Origin of the sequence: Stenotrophomonas maltophilia (assembly GCF_900186865.1) — a bacterium.
Classification (GTDB): domain Bacteria; phylum Pseudomonadota; class Gammaproteobacteria; order Xanthomonadales; family Xanthomonadaceae; genus Stenotrophomonas; species Stenotrophomonas maltophilia.
Genome location: NZ_LT906480.1, coordinates 3,190,571 through 3,207,589 on the forward strand (window position 1 = coordinate 3,190,571; position 17,019 = coordinate 3,207,589).

Annotated in this window: 14 protein-coding genes; 4 read left to right on the plus strand and 10 right to left on the minus strand. The window is 66.3% G+C overall.

The window, feature by feature from the left end:
- Window positions 1-34 precede the first annotated feature (34 nt).
- Window positions 35-919: a LysR family transcriptional regulator gene (locus CKW06_RS15250; RefSeq protein WP_024957215.1), complete on the plus strand. Its 885-nt coding sequence runs from the start codon at window positions 35-37 to the stop codon at window positions 917-919.
- Here the strand turns inward: CKW06_RS15250 and CKW06_RS15255 are convergent.
- Together CKW06_RS15255 and CKW06_RS15260 are read right to left on the minus strand one after the other, a co-directional pair.
- Window positions 894-1,682: an SGNH/GDSL hydrolase family protein gene (locus CKW06_RS15255; RefSeq protein WP_024957216.1), complete on the minus strand. Its 789-nt coding sequence runs from the start codon at window positions 1,680-1,682 to the stop codon at window positions 894-896. The two genes, CKW06_RS15250 and CKW06_RS15255, sit on opposite strands and share 26 nt — an antisense overlap.
- Before the next feature lie 49 nt (window positions 1,683-1,731).
- Window positions 1,732-2,697 (minus strand): DUF2268 domain-containing putative Zn-dependent protease, encoded by a 966-nt coding sequence (locus CKW06_RS15260; RefSeq protein ID WP_024957217.1) that lies wholly within the window; start codon window positions 2,695-2,697, stop codon window positions 1,732-1,734.
- A 138-nt stretch (window positions 2,698-2,835) separates the two neighbouring features.
- Here CKW06_RS15260 and CKW06_RS15265 point away from each other — a divergent pair, with 138 nt between their 5' ends.
- On the plus strand, window positions 2,836-3,819 hold the full coding sequence (locus CKW06_RS15265) for a hypothetical protein (protein WP_024957218.1): 984 nt from the start codon (window positions 2,836-2,838) through the stop codon (window positions 3,817-3,819).
- A 10-nt stretch (window positions 3,820-3,829) separates the two neighbouring features.
- Here CKW06_RS15265 and CKW06_RS15270 read toward each other — a convergent pair whose 3' ends face one another.
- The 3 genes from CKW06_RS15270 to CKW06_RS15280 form a co-directional block, all read right to left on the minus strand.
- Complete coding sequence (locus CKW06_RS15270; RefSeq protein WP_005410210.1) at window positions 3,830-4,150, minus strand: hypothetical protein; 321 nt, start codon at window positions 4,148-4,150, stop codon at window positions 3,830-3,832.
- Window positions 4,151-4,316: 166 nt separating this feature from the next.
- Complete coding sequence (locus CKW06_RS15275; protein WP_024957219.1) at window positions 4,317-6,779, minus strand: S9 family peptidase; 2,463 nt, start codon at window positions 6,777-6,779, stop codon at window positions 4,317-4,319.
- 167 nt (window positions 6,780-6,946) lie between these two features.
- The gene (locus CKW06_RS15280; protein WP_005413891.1) at window positions 6,947-7,276 is read right to left on the minus strand and encodes a hypothetical protein; all 330 of its coding nucleotides are present in this window, start codon (window positions 7,274-7,276) and stop codon (window positions 6,947-6,949) included.
- A gap of 239 nt (window positions 7,277-7,515) precedes the next feature.
- On the opposite strand from CKW06_RS15280, the gene CKW06_RS15285 reads away from it, so the two are divergent.
- Window positions 7,516-8,292 carry a HipA family kinase gene (locus tag CKW06_RS15285; RefSeq protein ID WP_024957220.1) on the plus strand — a complete coding sequence of 259 codons (777 nt, stop codon included), beginning with the start codon at window positions 7,516-7,518 and terminating at the stop codon, window positions 8,290-8,292.
- Window positions 8,270-8,671 carry a DUF3037 domain-containing protein gene (locus CKW06_RS15290; RefSeq protein ID WP_024957221.1) on the plus strand — a complete coding sequence of 134 codons (402 nt, stop codon included), beginning with the start codon at window positions 8,270-8,272 and terminating at the stop codon, window positions 8,669-8,671. The genes CKW06_RS15285 and CKW06_RS15290 overlap by 23 nt, the downstream gene beginning before the upstream one ends.
- A gap of 151 nt (window positions 8,672-8,822) precedes the next feature.
- On the opposite strand, the gene CKW06_RS15295 is transcribed toward CKW06_RS15290, so the two are convergent.
- From CKW06_RS15295 to CKW06_RS15315, 5 genes are all read right to left on the minus strand, one after another.
- Window positions 8,823-9,305 carry an REP-associated tyrosine transposase gene (locus CKW06_RS15295; protein ID WP_024957222.1) on the minus strand — a complete coding sequence of 161 codons (483 nt, stop codon included), beginning with the start codon at window positions 9,303-9,305 and terminating at the stop codon, window positions 8,823-8,825.
- 244 nt (window positions 9,306-9,549) lie between these two features.
- On the minus strand, window positions 9,550-12,078 hold the full coding sequence (locus CKW06_RS15300; RefSeq protein WP_024957223.1) for a membrane-bound PQQ-dependent dehydrogenase, glucose/quinate/shikimate family: 2,529 nt from the start codon (window positions 12,076-12,078) through the stop codon (window positions 9,550-9,552).
- Window positions 12,079-12,208: 130 nt separating this feature from the next.
- Entirely contained in the window at window positions 12,209-14,923 is a 2,715-nt protein-coding gene (gene gyrA, locus CKW06_RS15305) for a DNA gyrase subunit A (RefSeq protein ID WP_024957224.1), read from the minus strand.
- A gap of 218 nt (window positions 14,924-15,141) precedes the next feature.
- A complete protein-coding gene (mtnA, locus tag CKW06_RS15310; protein WP_005413901.1) occupies window positions 15,142-16,206 on the minus strand; it encodes an S-methyl-5-thioribose-1-phosphate isomerase in 1,065 nt (354 codons plus the stop codon).
- 47 nt (window positions 16,207-16,253) lie between these two features.
- The gene (locus CKW06_RS15315; protein ID WP_024957225.1) at window positions 16,254-16,982 is read right to left on the minus strand and encodes a DUF3011 domain-containing protein; all 729 of its coding nucleotides are present in this window, start codon (window positions 16,980-16,982) and stop codon (window positions 16,254-16,256) included.
- Window positions 16,983-17,019: the final 37 nt, after the last annotated feature.

A 17,019-nucleotide genomic window follows, 5' to 3' on the forward strand; every position in this document is an offset into this window, starting at 1 on the left:
TCAGCCATCAATTGAACAGTTTTACTTATCTGAGATGCTGAGGCATTGGCCACCGCTGAACGCGTTGCGTGGTTTCGAGGCCGCCGCCCGCCTGGGTAGTTTCCACAGGGCCGCCGAGGAACTGCATCTGACCCAGTCGGCCATCAGCCAGCAGATCCGGGGCCTGGAAGCCTCGCTGCAGCAGCCGTTGTTCTTCCGGCAGGGCCGCAGCGTCACCCTCACCGACGCCGGCATCGACCTGCTGGAAACCACCCAGTCACTGCTGCGGCAGCTGGCCAGCGGCATCCGCCGGCTCGATCAGTACCGCAAGCCGAATCAACTGATCGTCAACACCAGCCCAGCCTTTGCCCGGCATTGGCTGGTGCCGCGCCTGGCCAGCTTCCACCGCCTGCATCCCGACGCCGACCTGTGGCTGCTGACCAGCGAGGAGGCACCGGATATGACCACGCAGACGCTGGACGTGGCGGTACGCGATGACCTCGACTCACAGGCGCAGTGCCAGCATCGCGTGCTGCTGCAGGATCGCCTCTTTCCGGCCTGCCATCCGGCCCTGCTCGCCACGCCGGTGCACGAACGCCTCACCCTGCATGGCGAGCGCGAAATGGACTGGAGCCAGTGGCAGGTACAGGGGGGCGCCGATGTCGGCCAGCGCCGCGAAGGCATGAACTTCTCCGAACCCGGGCAGCTGCTGGATGCTGCCTGCCAAGGGCTGGGTATCGCCCTGGTCAGCGAGCTGCTGGCGGCACGCGCCTGCGATCAGGGGCTGCTGCAGCCGCTGGATGAGGCATGCGTGCGCGGCCCGCGCTGGAGCTGGCTGGTGCATGAGGACAGCGCGGCCGATCCGCTGGTGATCAGTTTCTGTGAGTGGTTGCTGGCGAGTCTGCCCGCAGAAGCTACTTCTGCTGCAGCGCGCGCTTGACCGCCGCCTCGGCCAACGGCGCCATCACCGCATAGCCCTTCGCCGTGGGATGCACGCCATCCTCGGCCAGCTGCGGATCGAGTCCTCCGGCGGCATTGGCCATCGGCGTGTAGTAGTCCAGATAGACCAGCTGCTGCGCATCGGCATAGCGCTTCAATGCCGTGTTCAATGCACGCACCTTCGGCGCTGGCGCTGTTCCCGGCAGCCACGGGTAATCGTTGACCGGCAGCACCGATGCCAGCACCACGGCGATGCCATGTGCACGCGCCAGGTCCACCATCGCGTGCAGGTTGTCTTCGATCATCGCCTGCGTGGACGGGCCGGTGTTGCCGGCAATGTCGTTGGTGCCGGCCAGGATCACCACCACCTGTGGCTTCAGTGCCAGCACGTCCTGCGGGAAGCGCACCAGCATCTGCGCCGTGGTCTGGCCGCTGATGCCGCGGTTGAGCCAGCCCTTGCCGGGGAAGAATCCAGCGCTGCCTTCCGCACCCCAGCCTTCGGTGATCGAGTCGCCGAAGAACACCACGCGCGGCTCGCCCGGCACGGCCGCAGGCAGTCGCGCGTTGGCATCACGATAGCGCTGCAACTCCGGAAAATCGGCCAGGCGCTGCTGCATGAAACGAACCTCGTCTGGGCGCAACTGGTCGATCGGCGTCTGCAGCAGCGGATTGACTGCGACGGCTTCTGCAGCGCCCAGCGGAGAAGCCAACGCGAGGCCCAGCGTCACGACGGTGGCAGCGGCAAGCTCAACAGATCCACGCATGCGAGTACTCCTGAAATCATCTTCCGCAGTCTAACGCCCCGCCCTGTGCTCAGCGTGCAGCCGTACGCGCCGCCACACCCGTGACTTTCGCCGGCATCCACATGCCCGGCGTCCAGCCGCTGGCAGCGAGGATCGCCTTCGGGTTGTCCTGCTGGATCAGCGCACGCACCGCATCACGCTTGTCCTTGGCCTGCAGGTAATAGGCCTTGGCGATGCGGTAACCCACCCAGTACCCCAGGTCGTAGGGTTCCTGCGAGCCCGGCTTGTAGTTGTACAGCCACGGCGACAGATCGGTGCTGTCCAGATCCAGCGCGAACGCGCTTTCGATATGCACTTCCCGGCCACGGGTCCAGGCCGCGTGACGCCCATTGCCGACGTTGCCGGAAATCAGCTCGGCGATGAACTCGGCGATGCCCTCGCCCAGCGAAACACGCAGCACTGTCGCGCGCGGGTCACCCGGCTCGAAGTCGATCAGGCCGGTCTGCTGGATGTGCACGTATTCGTGTGCGATCACATGCACGAAGCGATCCTGCACATTGGCATTCATGAAGTCGGCCGCGCACAGCGCTTCCAGACCAATGATCACGCCGCTTTTCGAGGTCAGCCCGACCGGCCGGCCGCGGCCCACCGCGATGGTCACCGGCGGGAACCGGGTCTGCGGGTAGATCGCCTGCAGGTTGGAAAACACCTGCGTCAGGCGTTGCTTCACCGCGGGCAGTTCGGCCAGGCAGTTTCGTCCCTGTGCATACAGCTCGGGCTGGCTGGCGATGGACTCGGCAATGCGTTCAGGACTGACCCGGCGCGCCTTGGCCAGTTCGGCCAGGCCGGCCGAACCCTCGGCCAGGTATCCACGCAGCTGCGCAACGCTGGGCTTGCCGCCAGCGCTGTCATAAAGTGCATAGAAACGGCTGACATCCTCGGTGAGGATCTGCGGCCCTGCCGGTACCGCTGCGGTGGCCACGCCTACCGCCCCGGCACAGGCCAGGGCCAACAGGCCGCGCAGGATCATGAACATCGCTCCGTCCTTGGTGGAGTGCATGCGAAACGCGCAATCTATCACTCCGCCCGGCCCACTGCAGCAGGCGGATGCGGGCGCACCGGCGCTGTGCCAGACTCGCTTCGGCACCTGCCATGGAAGATGGAGCACCGCACGATGATGATCGTTCCCGCGTACTGGGCCGAAGCCCGCCTGCAGGCCCGTTTCCGTGGCCGGCCGGTGGTCGTGCGCCGCTTCGGCTGGTCCGACGAAGGCCCTGCCGAGGCGCAGGTGCACGCCGACCGCCGCGCCAACGAAGCCCTCAATGCCATCCTCGCCGGGCAGGCGCTTCCGCGACGCGAAGTGCGCAGCAACTACGGCGTGGAGGGCGTGCCGATCCGCGAGCAGATCGTGCAGCGCGACGGCGACGTCATCATTACACGCAACAGCTACGGTGCGCTGTGCCTGAACACCCCGGACGTGCTGTTCGCCGACATCGATCATGCGCAGCCACCTGCCGGTTGCGTGATGCCTGCAATCATCGCCGCAGTGCTGCTGTTCGCTGGCGCCGTCATCGGCACTCTGCTCTGGCACTGGCTGGTGGGACTGGTGCTGGGGGTGGCAGCGGTGCTGCTGGTCAACACGGCGATGCTGATGCAGCGCAAGCGGCGCCTGGCCGCGGCCGGTGGCGCCGAAGGCGTGGCCCTGCAGCGGGTCGCGGCCTTCAGCGAACAGCATCCGGACTGGCATCTGCGTACGTACCGCACGCCGGCTGGATTGCGCGTGCTGGCCATGCACGCCACGTTCCTGCCCGAAGACGAGCAGCTGCAGGCGTTCTTCAGAACGCTGGGCGCCGACACCCTGTACGCGCGCATGTGCCGGCTGCAGCACTGCTTCCGTGCGCGCCTGACACCAAAGCCGTGGCGCGTTGGCCTGAGGTACCGCATCCGTCCGCCGGTGGCCGCGTGGTCAGCCGAGCAGGCCAACAACCCGGATCGCCTGGCCTGGATTGCCGAGTACGAAAAGAAGAGTGCCGGCTTCGCCGCGTGCGCCTACCTGCGCAGTTTCGGTGATACCACGCGCATCCATGCCAAGGCCGAGCACGTGCGCGAACTGCATGACCGGTTGGCGCATGCGCAGGACCGCCTGCCGTTGGCGTGAGCTCGGGTGCTCAATCAGCGCTCTGCACGAACGGCTGCCCTGCCAGGGTAGTGCCCAGCCGCACCGCAATCTGCTGTTCACCCTTCTCGAAGGTCGTCGCGCACTGCTTCCCGCCCTTCTGGCACCCCACTTCCGGAAAGCCCTCCAGCGATTCCGGCGCGCCCTGCGCCGGCTTCACCTGCCATCCCGCAGCATCCAGCAGGCGCTTGGCCTTGGCGTAGGGCATGCCGGCGATGATCCCCAGCTGCGCCAGCTCGGTGGGCAGCGATTGGGCATGGGCGTTTGAAACCAGGACCAACGACAACGTTGCAGCAAGAACGATGGCTTTCATTGCACCGACCCGGGACGAACTCACAGGGCCAGCCTAGCCCATCTGCGTGGCACGCGAATGTGCCGGTAACACGTCGTTACCGAGTCTCCACAGTTGATTGCAGAGCGCGTGCGGCTGGTTACAGCAGGATGCAGGAAGGCCACCCGGAGGTGGCCTTCCTGTTCCTTCACTTGGCGTTCTTCACGTAGGTGTCGAACCAGTTCAGCATTTCCGATACCAGCTGCTCGTTCGACTCCAGCGCGGTGTACCAGTGCGGCTCGTTCGGCAGCATCACCAAGCGGGTGGTACCGCCGTTGCCGCGGATCGCCTGGTACAGCTTGCGCGACTGGAACGGCTCGGTGCCCGGATTGGCGTCGTCCTCGCCGTGGACCAGCAGCAGCGGCAGCTTGATCTTGTCGGCATAGAAGAACGGCGAGGCCTTCAGGTACACGTCCTGCGCCTGCCAGACCGAGCGGCGTTCGTTCTGGAAGCCGAACGGGGTGAAGGTCTTGTTGTACGAACCGCTGGTCGCCACGCCGGCCTTGAACAGCTTGGTGTGCGCGATCAGGTTGGCGGTCATCAGGCCGCCGTGGCTGTGACCGGTCACGCCGATGCGGTTGCGGTCGACCACGCCCATGTCCACGGCCTTGTCCACCGCCGCCTTGGCGTCGGCTTCCAGCTGCTCCAGGTAGGTGTCGTAGGCGTTCTTCGGGTCACCCACGATCGGGAACGAGGCGTTGTCGATGATCGCGTAGCCGGCCAGCAGCATCAGGCGGTACGGCTGCAGACGGGTGAAGGTCTGCTGCGAACCGGACACCTGGCCGGCCTGCGCGGCATTGGCGAAGTCGGCCGGGTACGCATACAGGATCGCCGGCACGCGCTGGCCTTCCTTGTAGCCCGGCGGCGTGTACAGGGTGAACGACAGGTCCACGCCGTCGGCACGCTTGTAGGTCACCAGCTGCTTCTTGATCTGGCGCACCTCCGGGGTCGGGTCGACCAGCTTGGTCAGCGCGGTCGCGGTGGACGCGAACTGCGCCTCGCCGGTCTTCGCATCAGCCACTGCCTCACCCTGCTGGCGGATGAAGGCGTTCGGGGGATCGATCACCGACTGGTGCCAGGTCAGGTAGCGCCCCGGCGTGCTGCTGAAACCGAGGAACTGTTCGTAGGCGTCGGCACTGCTGCGGAACAGGCGCTCGCTCTTCAGGGTGCCCAGGTCCAGGCGGTCCAGGAACGGACGGTCGCCCTGCGGCGACGCGCCACGGCCGCTGAGGAACACATGGTTGCCCTCACGGCGCACCACCTGCGCACCATTCGGCAAGCGGGTAAAGACCAGGTTGCCGGGGTTGGCGTACAGCTCGTCGCTGGACATGTCCCACAGCAGGCGGCCTTCCTTCTTCGGCTGGTCCACATCGACGATGCGGGTCTGCATCCAGTGGCGGTTCTCGTCGTTCTCGTACTGGAACGCCACGGCCGGATCGGCGGTCCACGCGAAGCCCTCAAATCGCTGCGCGGTACGGGTGATTTCGGTCGGCTTGCCGTTGAACGGGGCCTTCAGCATCAGCACGCGGTCGCGGTGCGGCACGTTGACTTTCCAGTCGCCCTTGTCCAGTGCCTCGGCATAGACCAGGGTGGCCGGATCGGTGGCACGCCAGTCGAAGCCACGCGGGCCTTCCGGCACGCCATGCACCGGTACGCGGTCGGCCAGCGGCAGGCTGGCAATCGGCGTGGATTTGCCGCTGGCGATGTCCAGCACGGCCACGTCGTTGGCGAAGCGCTGGTAGGTCACCGCATGCGAGTATGGCGCCTTGATCGATTCGGTCAGCACGTGCACGCCATCGGGTGCGGCGCTGACTTCGTTGAACAGCGCCGGCTGCCCGACCGGACGCACGCTGTTGGCGGCGGTATCGACCACGGCCAGCTGCGAGGCACCGTAATAAGCGAACAGCTTCTCGTCATGCACGCTGGTCAGCGTGTCGCGGGCCTCGTAGGTGCTGCTCTCGCCACTGCTGCCCAGCGACTCCTGTGCATCCGGGCCGGTCGGTACGCCGCCGTTGGACGGTGCCGGGCCCTGATTGGCCGGTACCAGCTTCACCAGCAGGTTCTGGCTGCCACCCAGCCACTGCACGGTGTAGCCGAAGATCGGGTTCAGCTGCACGTTCGGCACCTGCTTCACCTGCCCGGTGGCCGCATCGCCCACCCACAGCTGCACGCTGGTATCGACCGCATTCTGGAAGGCGAAGTGGCTGCCATCGGCCGACCACAGCGCGCCGGTGGCGCAGCCCTGCGGCAGGTTGACCTTGGTCTCCTTGCCGCTGCCGATGTCGACCAGGGTGAAGTCGGCCACGCAGGCCGGAATGCCGTAGCCACCGGGCGTGTCATGGCGGCTGCGGTTCTTCGGCTCCAGGCGCACGCCAGCCAGCTTCAGGTACGGCTGGGCGACGCGGCTGATCGACGGGTAGGTCTGCGCGGTGGTCAGCAGCAGGCGCTGGCCGCCCGGGGCCACGTTCGGCGCCGGCGGCGGCGGTGCCTTCAACACCTTGAGCAGGTGTTCCGGCGGCTTCGCGTAATCGGCAAGCGCCGGGCCAGCGGCCAGCAGGCCGACGGTGGCAACGGCAACAGCCGCCGCCAGAGAGGTTCGACGGATGAGCATCCTTATCCCCTGGGGTGTGAATGGGCGCCCGGAATCGGGCATGGACCCGAATCTAGCACCGCAGGGGTTGTCGTGAATGGGCCGGAAGGACTAGTGGCCGGATGGGGCAAAGTGCGGCTCCGGGAGGTGCCGGGGAACTGCCGGCACCTGCCAGGCATGGCCTGGCACTACTGCTGCGCGTGCAGGTCCCAGGTGGCCAGGTAGTCGGGGTCGACCACGATCATGCCGCTGGTGCGCATGCGGTACTCGCCGGGTTCGGCTGGTTGGTACTGGTCCAGCATCGGTGGCAGGTAGCGCTCGTGGCCATCATTCTCGTCGGCCAGCACCACGCCCTCGTCGGCGCTGATGCGCAACACCGTGCCGGCGTACTGCTCCAGCCCCTTCACCTGGCCGTCGCCGCCATAGCGGGTGACCCCGACCAGGACGACCTTGCCGATCATTTCTTCCGCCTTGGCATCGTCCAAGGTCGGCAGAATGGGAGTGAATTCGTCGCTCATCGGTGCACCTCCGTAGCCTGCAGGACATCGTGGATGAGGTTTCCGCTTCGCAGTGCGCGTCGCTGGCAGCCGAGCAGGTACCCAGCCTGGAGCCTCTGCATCGAGAGTGCCAGTACGCCCATGAACCCAAGGGTTCCTGTAGCAGGATGCTGCCATCGCAGGCGGAAGGGACAGGTGAAGGCCGAAATCGGTCCTCGCCGGTCAGAGGGTTGCGCCTGCACCCACGCTAGAATGCACGCATGCGCACCGTACATGCCCTCCGCTACATCACGCCCTTGCGGGAAGGTGGCTCCCTGCCGGCCGTGGTCGAGACCGACGACGACGGCATGGCCGTGCTGAAGTTTCGTGGCGCCGGCCAGGGCCCGAAAGCGTTGATCGCCGAGCTGATCGCCGGCGAGATGGCACGCACGCTGGGCCTGCCGATTCCGGAAATCCTGTTCGTCGAGCTGGACCGCGAGTTCGCCCGCACCGAGCCCGACCCGGAAATCCAGGAGCTGATCCGCGCCAGCGAAGGCCTGAACCTGGGCCTGGACTACCTGCCCGGCGCGATCAACTACGACCCGGCAGCGATGCCGGTGGATGCCGACCTGGCCTCGCGCATCGTCTGGTTCGATGCGTTCACCAGCAATGTCGATCGCACCACGCGCAACCCGAACCTGATGGTGTGGCATCGAAAGCTGTACCTGATCGATCACGGTGCGGCCATGTACTTCCATCACGACTGGGCCAACGCCGGCGATGCGTGCGAAAAGCCGTTCGTGCTGATCCGCGACCATGTGCTGCTGTCGTTCGCCAGTCGCATCGCCGAGGTGGATGCCGAGCTGGCCGCGCGCCTGACCGATGCCGAGATTGAACGCATCGTCGGCCTGGTGCCGGACAGCTGGCTGGTCCACGAGCCGGCGTTCGACAGCCCCCAAGCCTACCGCCAGGGTTACATCGATTATCTCAAGCACCGCCTGAAAGTGCGTGCGGTGTTCGTGCAGGAGGCCATCCGTGCCCACGCTGCACACGTATGACTATGCGGTCATCCGCGTGGTACCGCGGGTGGAACGCGAGGAGTTCATCAACGTCGGGGTGATCGTCTCCTGCCCTGGCGCGCGCCATCTGGAAGCGGCCATCGAGATCGATCCTGCGCGCCTGCGTGCCTTCGCGCCGGCGTTGGACCAGGAGGCGCTGCAACCATGGCTGGATGCGATCGTGGCCATCTGCCGCGGCGACGCCAGCGCCGGGCCGATCGCGCAACTGCCCGCGCGTGCCCGCTTCCACTTCCTTACCGCCAAGCGCAGCTCGATCGTGCAGATGTCGAGCACGCATGTGGGCCGCACGGCGGACCCTGCGGGTGTGGTGGAACACTTGATGACGAAGATGGTGCGGGTGCCGGCACCTAACGCGTAGCGGCGACTGGTAGAGTCGACTGTTAGTCGACTAACGCACGCAGTGCGGGCTCTTCGGCGGCATTGATTAAGGCAGTCGACTAACAGTCGACTCTACCGGGTCGACTCTGCCCGGTCGACTCTGCCCGGCTGACTCTGCCCGGTCGGTTCCATCACCATGCGCGTTCGCCTGCCGACTCAAGCTCGCTCAACGGCCAGCGGCACCATCCGTACGGATGGTCACCGATCTGCGCGGCAAGACCGGCTCGAACGGGATTTGCCAGAATGTAGCAAGCGTGCCTGTGCAGCGACGCGTCACTGCGGATCGCATGATCGTGATAACCCGCCTGCCAGATTGCACCCTGGCTCCCTCGCCGCCGGTTGATTAGAAAGCTGCTGCGCGCCTTGAAGCGCTGCACGCAGTAGCCCAGCGAATGGCCACGAAGTTGAGCCAGCCAGTGGATGTGATCCGGCATGATCACCCAGGCAAACGATGCAGTCAGGCCTTCCCGATCCATCGATCCGAGGAGCTGCATGGCAAGGTCGGCATTGGCAGGGCTATCGAAAACACGATGGCGGTTCCGGCACACCATGGTGATGGTGTAGACGTTGCCGACTATGGATCGGCGGCCGGCAAGCAGTTGAGGGCTGGGCATGAGTTCGAGAATGCCCGCCAGGATGGATGCTCGACATCGGTTCACTGCCAACGTCAGGATCAGGGATCATCTTGATGCAGCGTCCGGGGATGTGGAGTCGCCTGGGTAGAGTCGACTGTTAGTCGACTATCGCGCGAAGCGCGGGCTTTCCAGCATGGGAGAGAAGAGCAGTCGACTAACAGTCGACTCTACCCAGTCGGCTCTATCCAGTCGGCTCTACCCAGCCGGTTCTACCCCGTCGGCCCTACCTGGGCAACGCAAACGCAATTACGTAATCGCCGTTCGGGGTTTCCATGAAATGGTGGCCGCCGGCCATGATCACCACGTACTGGCGCCCGCCCTGCTCGTACACCATCGGGTTGGCCTGGCCGCCGGCAGGAAGCTTGGCGTGCCAAAGCTCCTTGCCGGTCTTCAGATCGATGGCACGCAGCAGGTCATCGGTGGCGGCGGCGATGAAGATCAGGCCGCTGGCGGTCACTACCGAACCCCCGTTGTTCGGCGTGCCGATCTCGATCGGCAGGCCGGAACGGATGCCGAACGGTCCGTTGCCGCGCGCACTGCCAAACGGACGGTCCCACAGCAGCTTGCCGGTGCGCAAGTCGATGGCACGGATACCGCCATAGGGCGGCTGCTTGCACAGCAGGCCAGTGAACGGCAGCCGCCAGCCGGCGTTGACCTGGATGGCGTAGGGCGTACCCACCTGCGGGTCGCCCGCGCCTTCGGCACCGCCCTTGTCGAACCGGACCTTCTCGCGTGGCAGCCAGCCCAGCCGGTCGGCCTCCGCGCGTGGCACCAGCCGGTTGTAGTTGGGCATGTCGTTGTAGTTGGCCACGATCACGCCGCGGCGCGTATCGATGGACACGCTGCCCCAGTCCGAGCCGCCGTTGTAGCCGGGGTACTCGATGGAATGTCGCTCGCTGCTCGGCGGCGTGTAGAACCCTTCGTAGTACGCCTTGCGGAACTGGATGCGGCAGACCAGCTGGTCAATCGGGGTGATGCCCCACATGTCACGCTCGGTCAGGTCATGTTCGCGGCGCAGCGTGTGGTACAGCGAAAACAGCTGGGTGGGAGAACGCTGCTCGGGTTCGACGCCGCCGACCGGTACCTTGCGCTCTTCGGCCGCGGTCAGCAGCTGGCCGTTGCGGCGATCGAGGATATAGAGGTCGCCCTGCTTGGTCGGCAGCAGGATCGCCGGCACCTTGCCCGCCGCCGTCGGGTAGTCGATCAGGCTGGCCTGCGACCCCAGGTCGTAGTCCCACACATCCTTGCGCACCGCCTGGAAATGCCAGGCCGGCTTGCCGGTGGCCACGTCGATCGCCACCAGCGAGGTGGAATAGCGGTTCTGGTTTTCCGTGCGCGAGCCGCTCCAGTAGTCGCCCGCGGCATTGCCCAGCGGCAGGTAGACCAGGCCCAGCGCTTCATCACCGGTGGCGGTGGTCCACATGTTGGGCGTGCCGCGCGTGTAGGTCTGCTCGCGCGGCGGCAGGCCGTTGCGCTCGGGCTGGTCCATGTCCCACGCCCAGCGCAGCTTGCCGGTGATGGCGTCGTACGCCTGGATCACGCCCGACGGCGCATCGCGGCGCTGCCCATCCAGCACCTGGTGGCCGGTCACGATCACGCCGCGCACGATGGCCGGCGGCGAGTTGATCGACACGTAACCCTGTGGCACCTCGCCCATGCCCAGGGTGATGTCGACCTGGCCGTTGTTGCCGAAGTTGGCGCAGGGGCGGCCGCTGTCCGCGTCCACCGCGATGATGCGACCGTCCAGCGTGCCTTCAATGATGCGCGCCCAGCACGCCGGACGACTGCCCGGTGCAGCGCTGCGGGTGACGCTGGGCGGCGGCTCCGGCAGGGCCAGATCGGCAGCGACATCGGCCAATGCCGCGTCAGCAAGGGTCGGCGTGCTGGGCTGCTCGTAATAGCTCACACCACGACAGGCAGCGGTATAGGGAATCGAAGCATCCTTCACCTTTGGATCGAACCGCCACAGTTCCTTGCCGCTGGCAGCATCAAGCGCGATCAGGCGGTTGCGTGCGGTGCACAGGTACAGGCGGTCGCCGATCTTCAGCGGCGTGGTTTCGGCACCCCAGCGCTTCTTCGGCATATCCCCGGTACGGAACTGCCAGGCCGGCTGCAGCGTGGCCACATTGGCCGGGGTGATCTGCTGCAGTGGCGAATAGCGGGTACCCGCATTGCTGCGGCCCCACGCCGGCCAGTCGCCCTCGGCGGGCTGGTCAGCCGGCTGCAGGCCCGTGGTATCGCGCGTAGGTTCCAGTCCGGCGCTGACCGCGCCTTCCGGGAACGGCTGATGCCCATCCACTTCACCATGCGGCGCGAAAGCCAGGCCGAAGGCGGCCACGAACACCAGCATCAGCACGCCCGCCACGCTGCGCGACAGGGGTTTTGAAACCGGCTCGCGCAGTGTCGGCGCCAGCAGCGCCAGCACGATGCCGAGCGCAGTCACCAGCCCGAGCCGCGGTACCCAGCGCCAGTAGTCGCTGCCCGATTCCCACCAGGTCCACAGCAGCGTGCCGATGAACACCAGCGCATACAGCAGCGCGCCGCTGCGGCGGTTGCCGAACAACAGGGTTCCGCTGGCCAGCAGGCCGAGCCCGGCGATGGCGTAGTACGCCGAGCCACCCAGGCTGAGCAGCCACCCACCGAGGCCACCGATGACCAGGCCGAGCACGACCAGCAGCAGTGACAGCACGGTGACGAGGGGATGCCGGGAGGCGCGGACGGGAGCAGGAGCGGACTGCGGCGTGGCGGACATCGTCGATCTCCGGGGGCAGCATGCGCCCTTATCCCACCGCCTGCGTGAAGCGCGCGCGTATGCGTGGCACCCGGATACGACGACGCCGGCGCAGGGCCGGCGTCGTCGGTACCTCAGGCTCGCGGCAGGATCACTCCTGCGCGGCGTCCTCGCTGCTGGCAGCAGCCGGTGCGCCGTCGGTCGTGGCCGGGGCGGCGGCAGCCACCTCGTCCTCGTCCTCGTCGATCGAGGCATCCATGCGCTCCACCGCCTGCAGCTTCTCGTCCTTGGAGAGGCGGATCAGGGTCACGCCCTGGGTGTTGCGGCCGACGCGGCTGATTTCCGAGCCACGCGTACGCACCAGGGTGCCACCATCGGAGATCAGCAGGACTTCGTCGCTGGAGCCCATCAGCACCGCGGCGACCAGCTTGCCATTGCGCTCGGTGGTCTGGATGCCGATCACGCCCTGGGTGCCACGGCCCTTGCGCGGATAGTCCGGCAGCGGGGTGCGCTTGCCATAGCCGTTCTCGGTTGCGGTGAGGATGTACTGAACGCTGGCGTCGTCGGCGCCGTCGATCACTGCATCGCCATTGCCGGCGGCTTCCTCGACACCGCTGTCGTCCTCGTTCTCGTCCTCGATGCCACCGGCACTTTCGGCCACGATCAGGCTGACCACTTCCTCGCCGGCCGGCATCTTGATGCCCCGCACGCCGGTGGCGGTACGGCCCATCGAGCGGACCTTGTCCTCGCCGAAGCGCACGGTCTTGCCGTTGGAAGCGAACAGCAGGATGTCGCGCTGGCCGTCGGTCAGGCCGACGCCGACCAGCGCGTCGCCCTCATCGAGGTTGATCGCGATCTTGCCGCGCGCCAGACGGAAGGCGAACTCACCCAGCGGGGTCTTCTTGACCGTACCGTTCTTGGTGGCGAAGAACACGAACTGGCCATCGGCGTAATCGCGCACCGGCAGTACGGCCTGCACGCGTTCACCCGGTTCCAGCGGGATCCAGTTGATGATCGGACGGCCGCGGGCGTTGGAGCCCGCTTCCGGCAGCTGGTAGACCGGCAGCCAGAACACCTTGCCCGAACTGGTGAAGGTCAGCAGCGTGTCATGCGTGTTGACCAGCCACAGCTGTTCGATGAAATCCTCTTCCTTGGTCGCCGCCGCACTACGGCCACGACCACCACGGCGCTGCGCGCGGTACACGCTCACCGGCTGGCGCTTCACGTAACCGGCATGCGACACGGTGACCACCACGTCTTCCGGCGCGATCAGGTCGAGGATGTCCAGGTCTTCTTCGCTGTGGCGGATCTCGGTACGACGCTCGTCGCCGAATTCGGCCTTGACACTGACCAGCTCTTCGCGGATCACCTGCAGCAGGCGGTCGGGATCTTCCAGGATGTGGATCAGCCCGGCGATCACTTCCAGCAGCTGCTTGTACTCATCGGTCAGGCGGTCCTGCTCCAGCCCGGTCAAGCGGTGCAGGCGCATTTCCAGGATCTGGGTGGCCTGGATCTCGGTCAGCTGGTAGCCGCCCTCGATCAGGCCCACGCCCTTGGGCAGGTCTTCCGGGCGCGAGGCTTCGGCGCCGGCGGCACCCAGCATCGCACCGACCAGGCCCGGCTCCCACACGCGGGCCAGCATGCGCTCGCGTGCTTCGTTCGGGTTCGGCGAGGTCTTGATCAGTTCGATCATCTCGTCGATGTTGGCCAGCGCGACGGTCAGGCCTTCCAGCACGTGGGCACGGGCGCGCGCCTTGCGCAGCTCGAACACGGTACGGCGGGTGACCACTTCGCGACGGTGGCGGACGAACGCCTCCAGCATCTGCTTGAGGTTCATCAACTGCGGGCGGCCATCGACCAGCGCCACCATGTTGATGCCGAACACCGATTCCATCTGCGTCTGCTGGTACAGGTTGTTCAGCACAACCTCGGCAGATTCACCGCGCTTGATCTCGATGTAGATGCGCATGCCGTCCTTGTCGGACTCATCGCGCAGCTCGCTGATGCCTTCGATCTTCTTTTCCTTGACCAGCTCGGCGATCTTCTCGATCAGACGCGCCTTGTTCACCTGGTAAGGAATTTCAGTGACGATGATCGATTCGCGGCCGTTGTCGGCCACTTCGATATCGGCCTTGGCACGGATGCGCACGCGGCCACGGCCGGTGCGGTAGCCGGCGACGATGCCGGCGGTGCCGTTGATGATGCCGGCGGTCGGGAAATCCGGGCCCGGGATGTACTCCATCAGGCCGTCGACGTCGATTTCCGGGTTGTCGATCAGCGCGATGCAGGCGTTGATCGATTCGCTCAGGTTGTGCGGCGGGATGTTGGTCGCCATGCCCACCGCGATACCGGCCGAACCGTTGACCAGCAGGTTCGGGAACCGGGTCGGCATGACCGTCGGCTCCAGTTCCTTTTCGTCGTAGTTGGGCTGGAAATCGACGGTTTCCTTGTCGATGTCCGCCATCAGCTCATGCGCCAGGCGCGACATGCGCGCTTCGGTGTATCGCATTGCCGCGGCGGAGTCGCCATCGATGGAGCCGAAGTTACCCTGGCCATCGACCAGCATGTAACGCAGCGAGAACGGCTGTGCCAGGCGCACCAGCGTGTCGTACACCGACTGATCGCCATGCGGGTGGTACTTACCGATGACGTCACCGACGATACGCGCCGACTTGAAGTAGGGCTTGTTGCTGTGCGCGTTGAGTTCATTCATCGCGAACAGCACGCGGCGATGCACCGGCTTGAGGCCGTCGCGCGCATCCGGGAGCGCGCGGCCCACGATCACGCTCATGGCGTAATCGAGGTAGCTCTTGCGCATCTCGTCTTCCAGGTTGACCTGGATGATTTCCTTGGCGGTTTCTGCCATTCGGGTTCCGTTGTCTGGTAGCGGTCCAGTCCGGCGCAGCCCCCTGCGGGAGGGGGTCGTGCCGGAACCTCGATTCAACCTGCGGATATTACCACAACAGGCCGTTTTCCGCCTCCCTTTACGGGTATTTTACCTGCACAAATCAGGAACTTAGGGGGTTGCTGACCCGCGGCCGGCACCACCGGGGGGCGGAGGTCACGCGGCCCCTCCCCCGCGCGTCAGCCGCCGAAGGCGGCGCGCATGTTCTCCGGGGTCGGGTTCAGGATCACGCCGCGCTCGGTCACGATGGCGTCGATCAGCTCGCCCGGCGTGACGTCGAACACCGGGTTCCAGGCAGCGATGCCCTCTGCCACCGTGCGGGTGCCGCCCACGCCGTACAGCTCGCCCGGATCGCGCTGCTCGATCTCGATCTGGCTGCCGTCCACGGTCTCCATGTCCACCGTCGAGGACGGCGCCACGACCATGAACTTCACGCCGTGATGGCGGGCGGCGATGGCCAGCTGGTAGGTCCCGATCTTGTTGGCGGTATCGCCGTTGGCGCAGATGCGGTCGGCACCGACGATCACCCACTGCACAGCGCCGGTCTTCATCAGGTGCGAGGCGGCCGAATCGGCGATCAGCGTGGCGTCAATGCCATCCTGCTGCAGCTCCCACACGGTCAGGCGCGCGCCCTGCAGCCACGGACGGGTCTCGCCAGCGAACACGCGGGCAATGCGGTGCTGGGCCATGCCGGCGCGGATCACGCCCAGCGCGGTGCCGAAGCCGGCGGTGGCCAGCGAGCCGGTGTTGCAGTGGGTCAGCACGCCGCTGCCGGCTTCGATCAGGCCTGCGCCCAGCGCGCCCATGTGGCGATTGGCGGCCAGGTCTTCCTCGGCGATGGCCTGCGCTTCGGCCTCCAGCTTCGCCTTCCAGTCAGCACCGGCGGCATTCAGGCAACGGCGCATGCGCGCCAGCGCCCAGGCCAAGTTGACGGCGGTCGGACGCGAAGCGTTCAGACGCTGCAGCGCCGGTTCCAGCTGCTGCAGCGCGTGCGCACCGTCTGCGGCCTGCACGTCACGTGCGGCCAGCACCACGCCCCAGGCGGCGGCGATGCCGATGGCCGGCGCACCGCGCACGGTCAACGCGTGGATGGCCGCAGCCACTTCGTCACTGTCATGGCAGACCACATGCTCGACCACGAACGGCAGCTTGCGCTGGTCCAGCAGTTGCAGGGCATCGCCGGTCCACAGGATCGGGCGGATATGGTCGTAACGGGCGTAGTCGATGTCGGAGGCAGTGTTCATGGGCCCATTGTAGGGCCACGCCCCCCGGGGTTGGAGCCCGCCCGGGCTCAATTCACCGAGAACTCGGCGCGGCAGCCACCGTCCACCCAGATGCCGTTGCGGTTCCAGCCCCAGGTGTTGCCTTCCTCGCACGGGGTGCTGGACAGCTGCTCGGAGACGGCGGCACCGACCGAGATGCTGGCGCCGCAGAAGCGGCGCTTCTTCGACTTCGATTCACAGGTCAGCCGGCGTGGTACGTCAACGAATCGGCCGTCCTCGTCAGCCACTTCGAAATCCCCCTGGCAACCGCGGCTGGTCCAGACTTCATTGCGCTTGTAGCCCCAGCCCTGCCCTTCGCGGCATGGCAGCGCCGACAGCTGGCGCAGCAGGCGCACTGGCGCGCCATCCAGGCGCACCGGGCAGCTCTGCGGGCGACCATTGGATTCACAACGCACCACGCGACGGACCAGGCGCTTGCCCTCGCTGGCCACCGGCGCGGCACCCGCAGCGCGGCGTGCGCGGAACTCGGCGCGGCAGCCCAGCGTGACCCACACGCCACTGCGGTCGGTGCCCCATTCGCTGCCACGGATGCAGCTGCTGTTGGAAAGCTGGCGCACCAGGTCGACGCCGTTGCTGACATCGATATCGCAATGCACCCAGCCCATATCGCGTGATTCGCAGGTCACCACTTCACCGTCGTAGCCGGCCTGCTGGGCAGATGCCGATGACGGCAGCCAGGCACCCCAGAGCGCGATGGAGTAAACCGGTGCAGCGACAACCGCAAACCACTTGACCAAAGCCTTCCCCAGCAGGAATGGATGAACTGCGTGCCAG

What these genes read in the sequence shown, in the direction of transcription:
- mtnA (WP_005413901.1), bottom strand. Translation starts at nt 16,206, where the DNA reads ATGAACACTGCCTCCGACATCGACTACGCCCGTTACGACCATATCCGC.
- CKW06_RS15285 (WP_024957220.1), top strand. Translation starts at nt 7,516, where the DNA reads ATGCGCACCGTACATGCCCTCCGCTACATCACGCCCTTGCGGGAAGGT.
- CKW06_RS15260 (WP_024957217.1), bottom strand. Translation starts at nt 2,697, where the DNA reads ATGTTCATGATCCTGCGCGGCCTGTTGGCCCTGGCCTGTGCCGGGGCG.
- gyrA (WP_024957224.1), bottom strand. Translation starts at nt 14,923, where the DNA reads ATGGCAGAAACCGCCAAGGAAATCATCCAGGTCAACCTGGAAGACGAG.
- CKW06_RS15255 (WP_024957216.1), bottom strand. Translation starts at nt 1,682, where the DNA reads ATGCGTGGATCTGTTGAGCTTGCCGCTGCCACCGTCGTGACGCTGGGC.
- CKW06_RS15295 (WP_024957222.1), bottom strand. Translation starts at nt 9,305, where the DNA reads ATGCCCAGCCCTCAACTGCTTGCCGGCCGCCGATCCATAGTCGGCAAC.
- CKW06_RS15280 (WP_005413891.1), bottom strand. Translation starts at nt 7,276, where the DNA reads ATGAGCGACGAATTCACTCCCATTCTGCCGACCTTGGACGATGCCAAG.
- CKW06_RS15275 (WP_024957219.1), bottom strand. Translation starts at nt 6,779, where the DNA reads ATGCTCATCCGTCGAACCTCTCTGGCGGCGGCTGTTGCCGTTGCCACC.
- CKW06_RS15250 (WP_024957215.1), top strand. Translation starts at nt 35, where the DNA reads ATGCTGAGGCATTGGCCACCGCTGAACGCGTTGCGTGGTTTCGAGGCC.
- CKW06_RS15270 (WP_005410210.1), bottom strand. Translation starts at nt 4,150, where the DNA reads ATGAAAGCCATCGTTCTTGCTGCAACGTTGTCGTTGGTCCTGGTTTCA.
- CKW06_RS15300 (WP_024957223.1), bottom strand. Translation starts at nt 12,078, where the DNA reads ATGTCCGCCACGCCGCAGTCCGCTCCTGCTCCCGTCCGCGCCTCCCGG.
- CKW06_RS15265 (WP_024957218.1), top strand. Translation starts at nt 2,836, where the DNA reads ATGATGATCGTTCCCGCGTACTGGGCCGAAGCCCGCCTGCAGGCCCGT.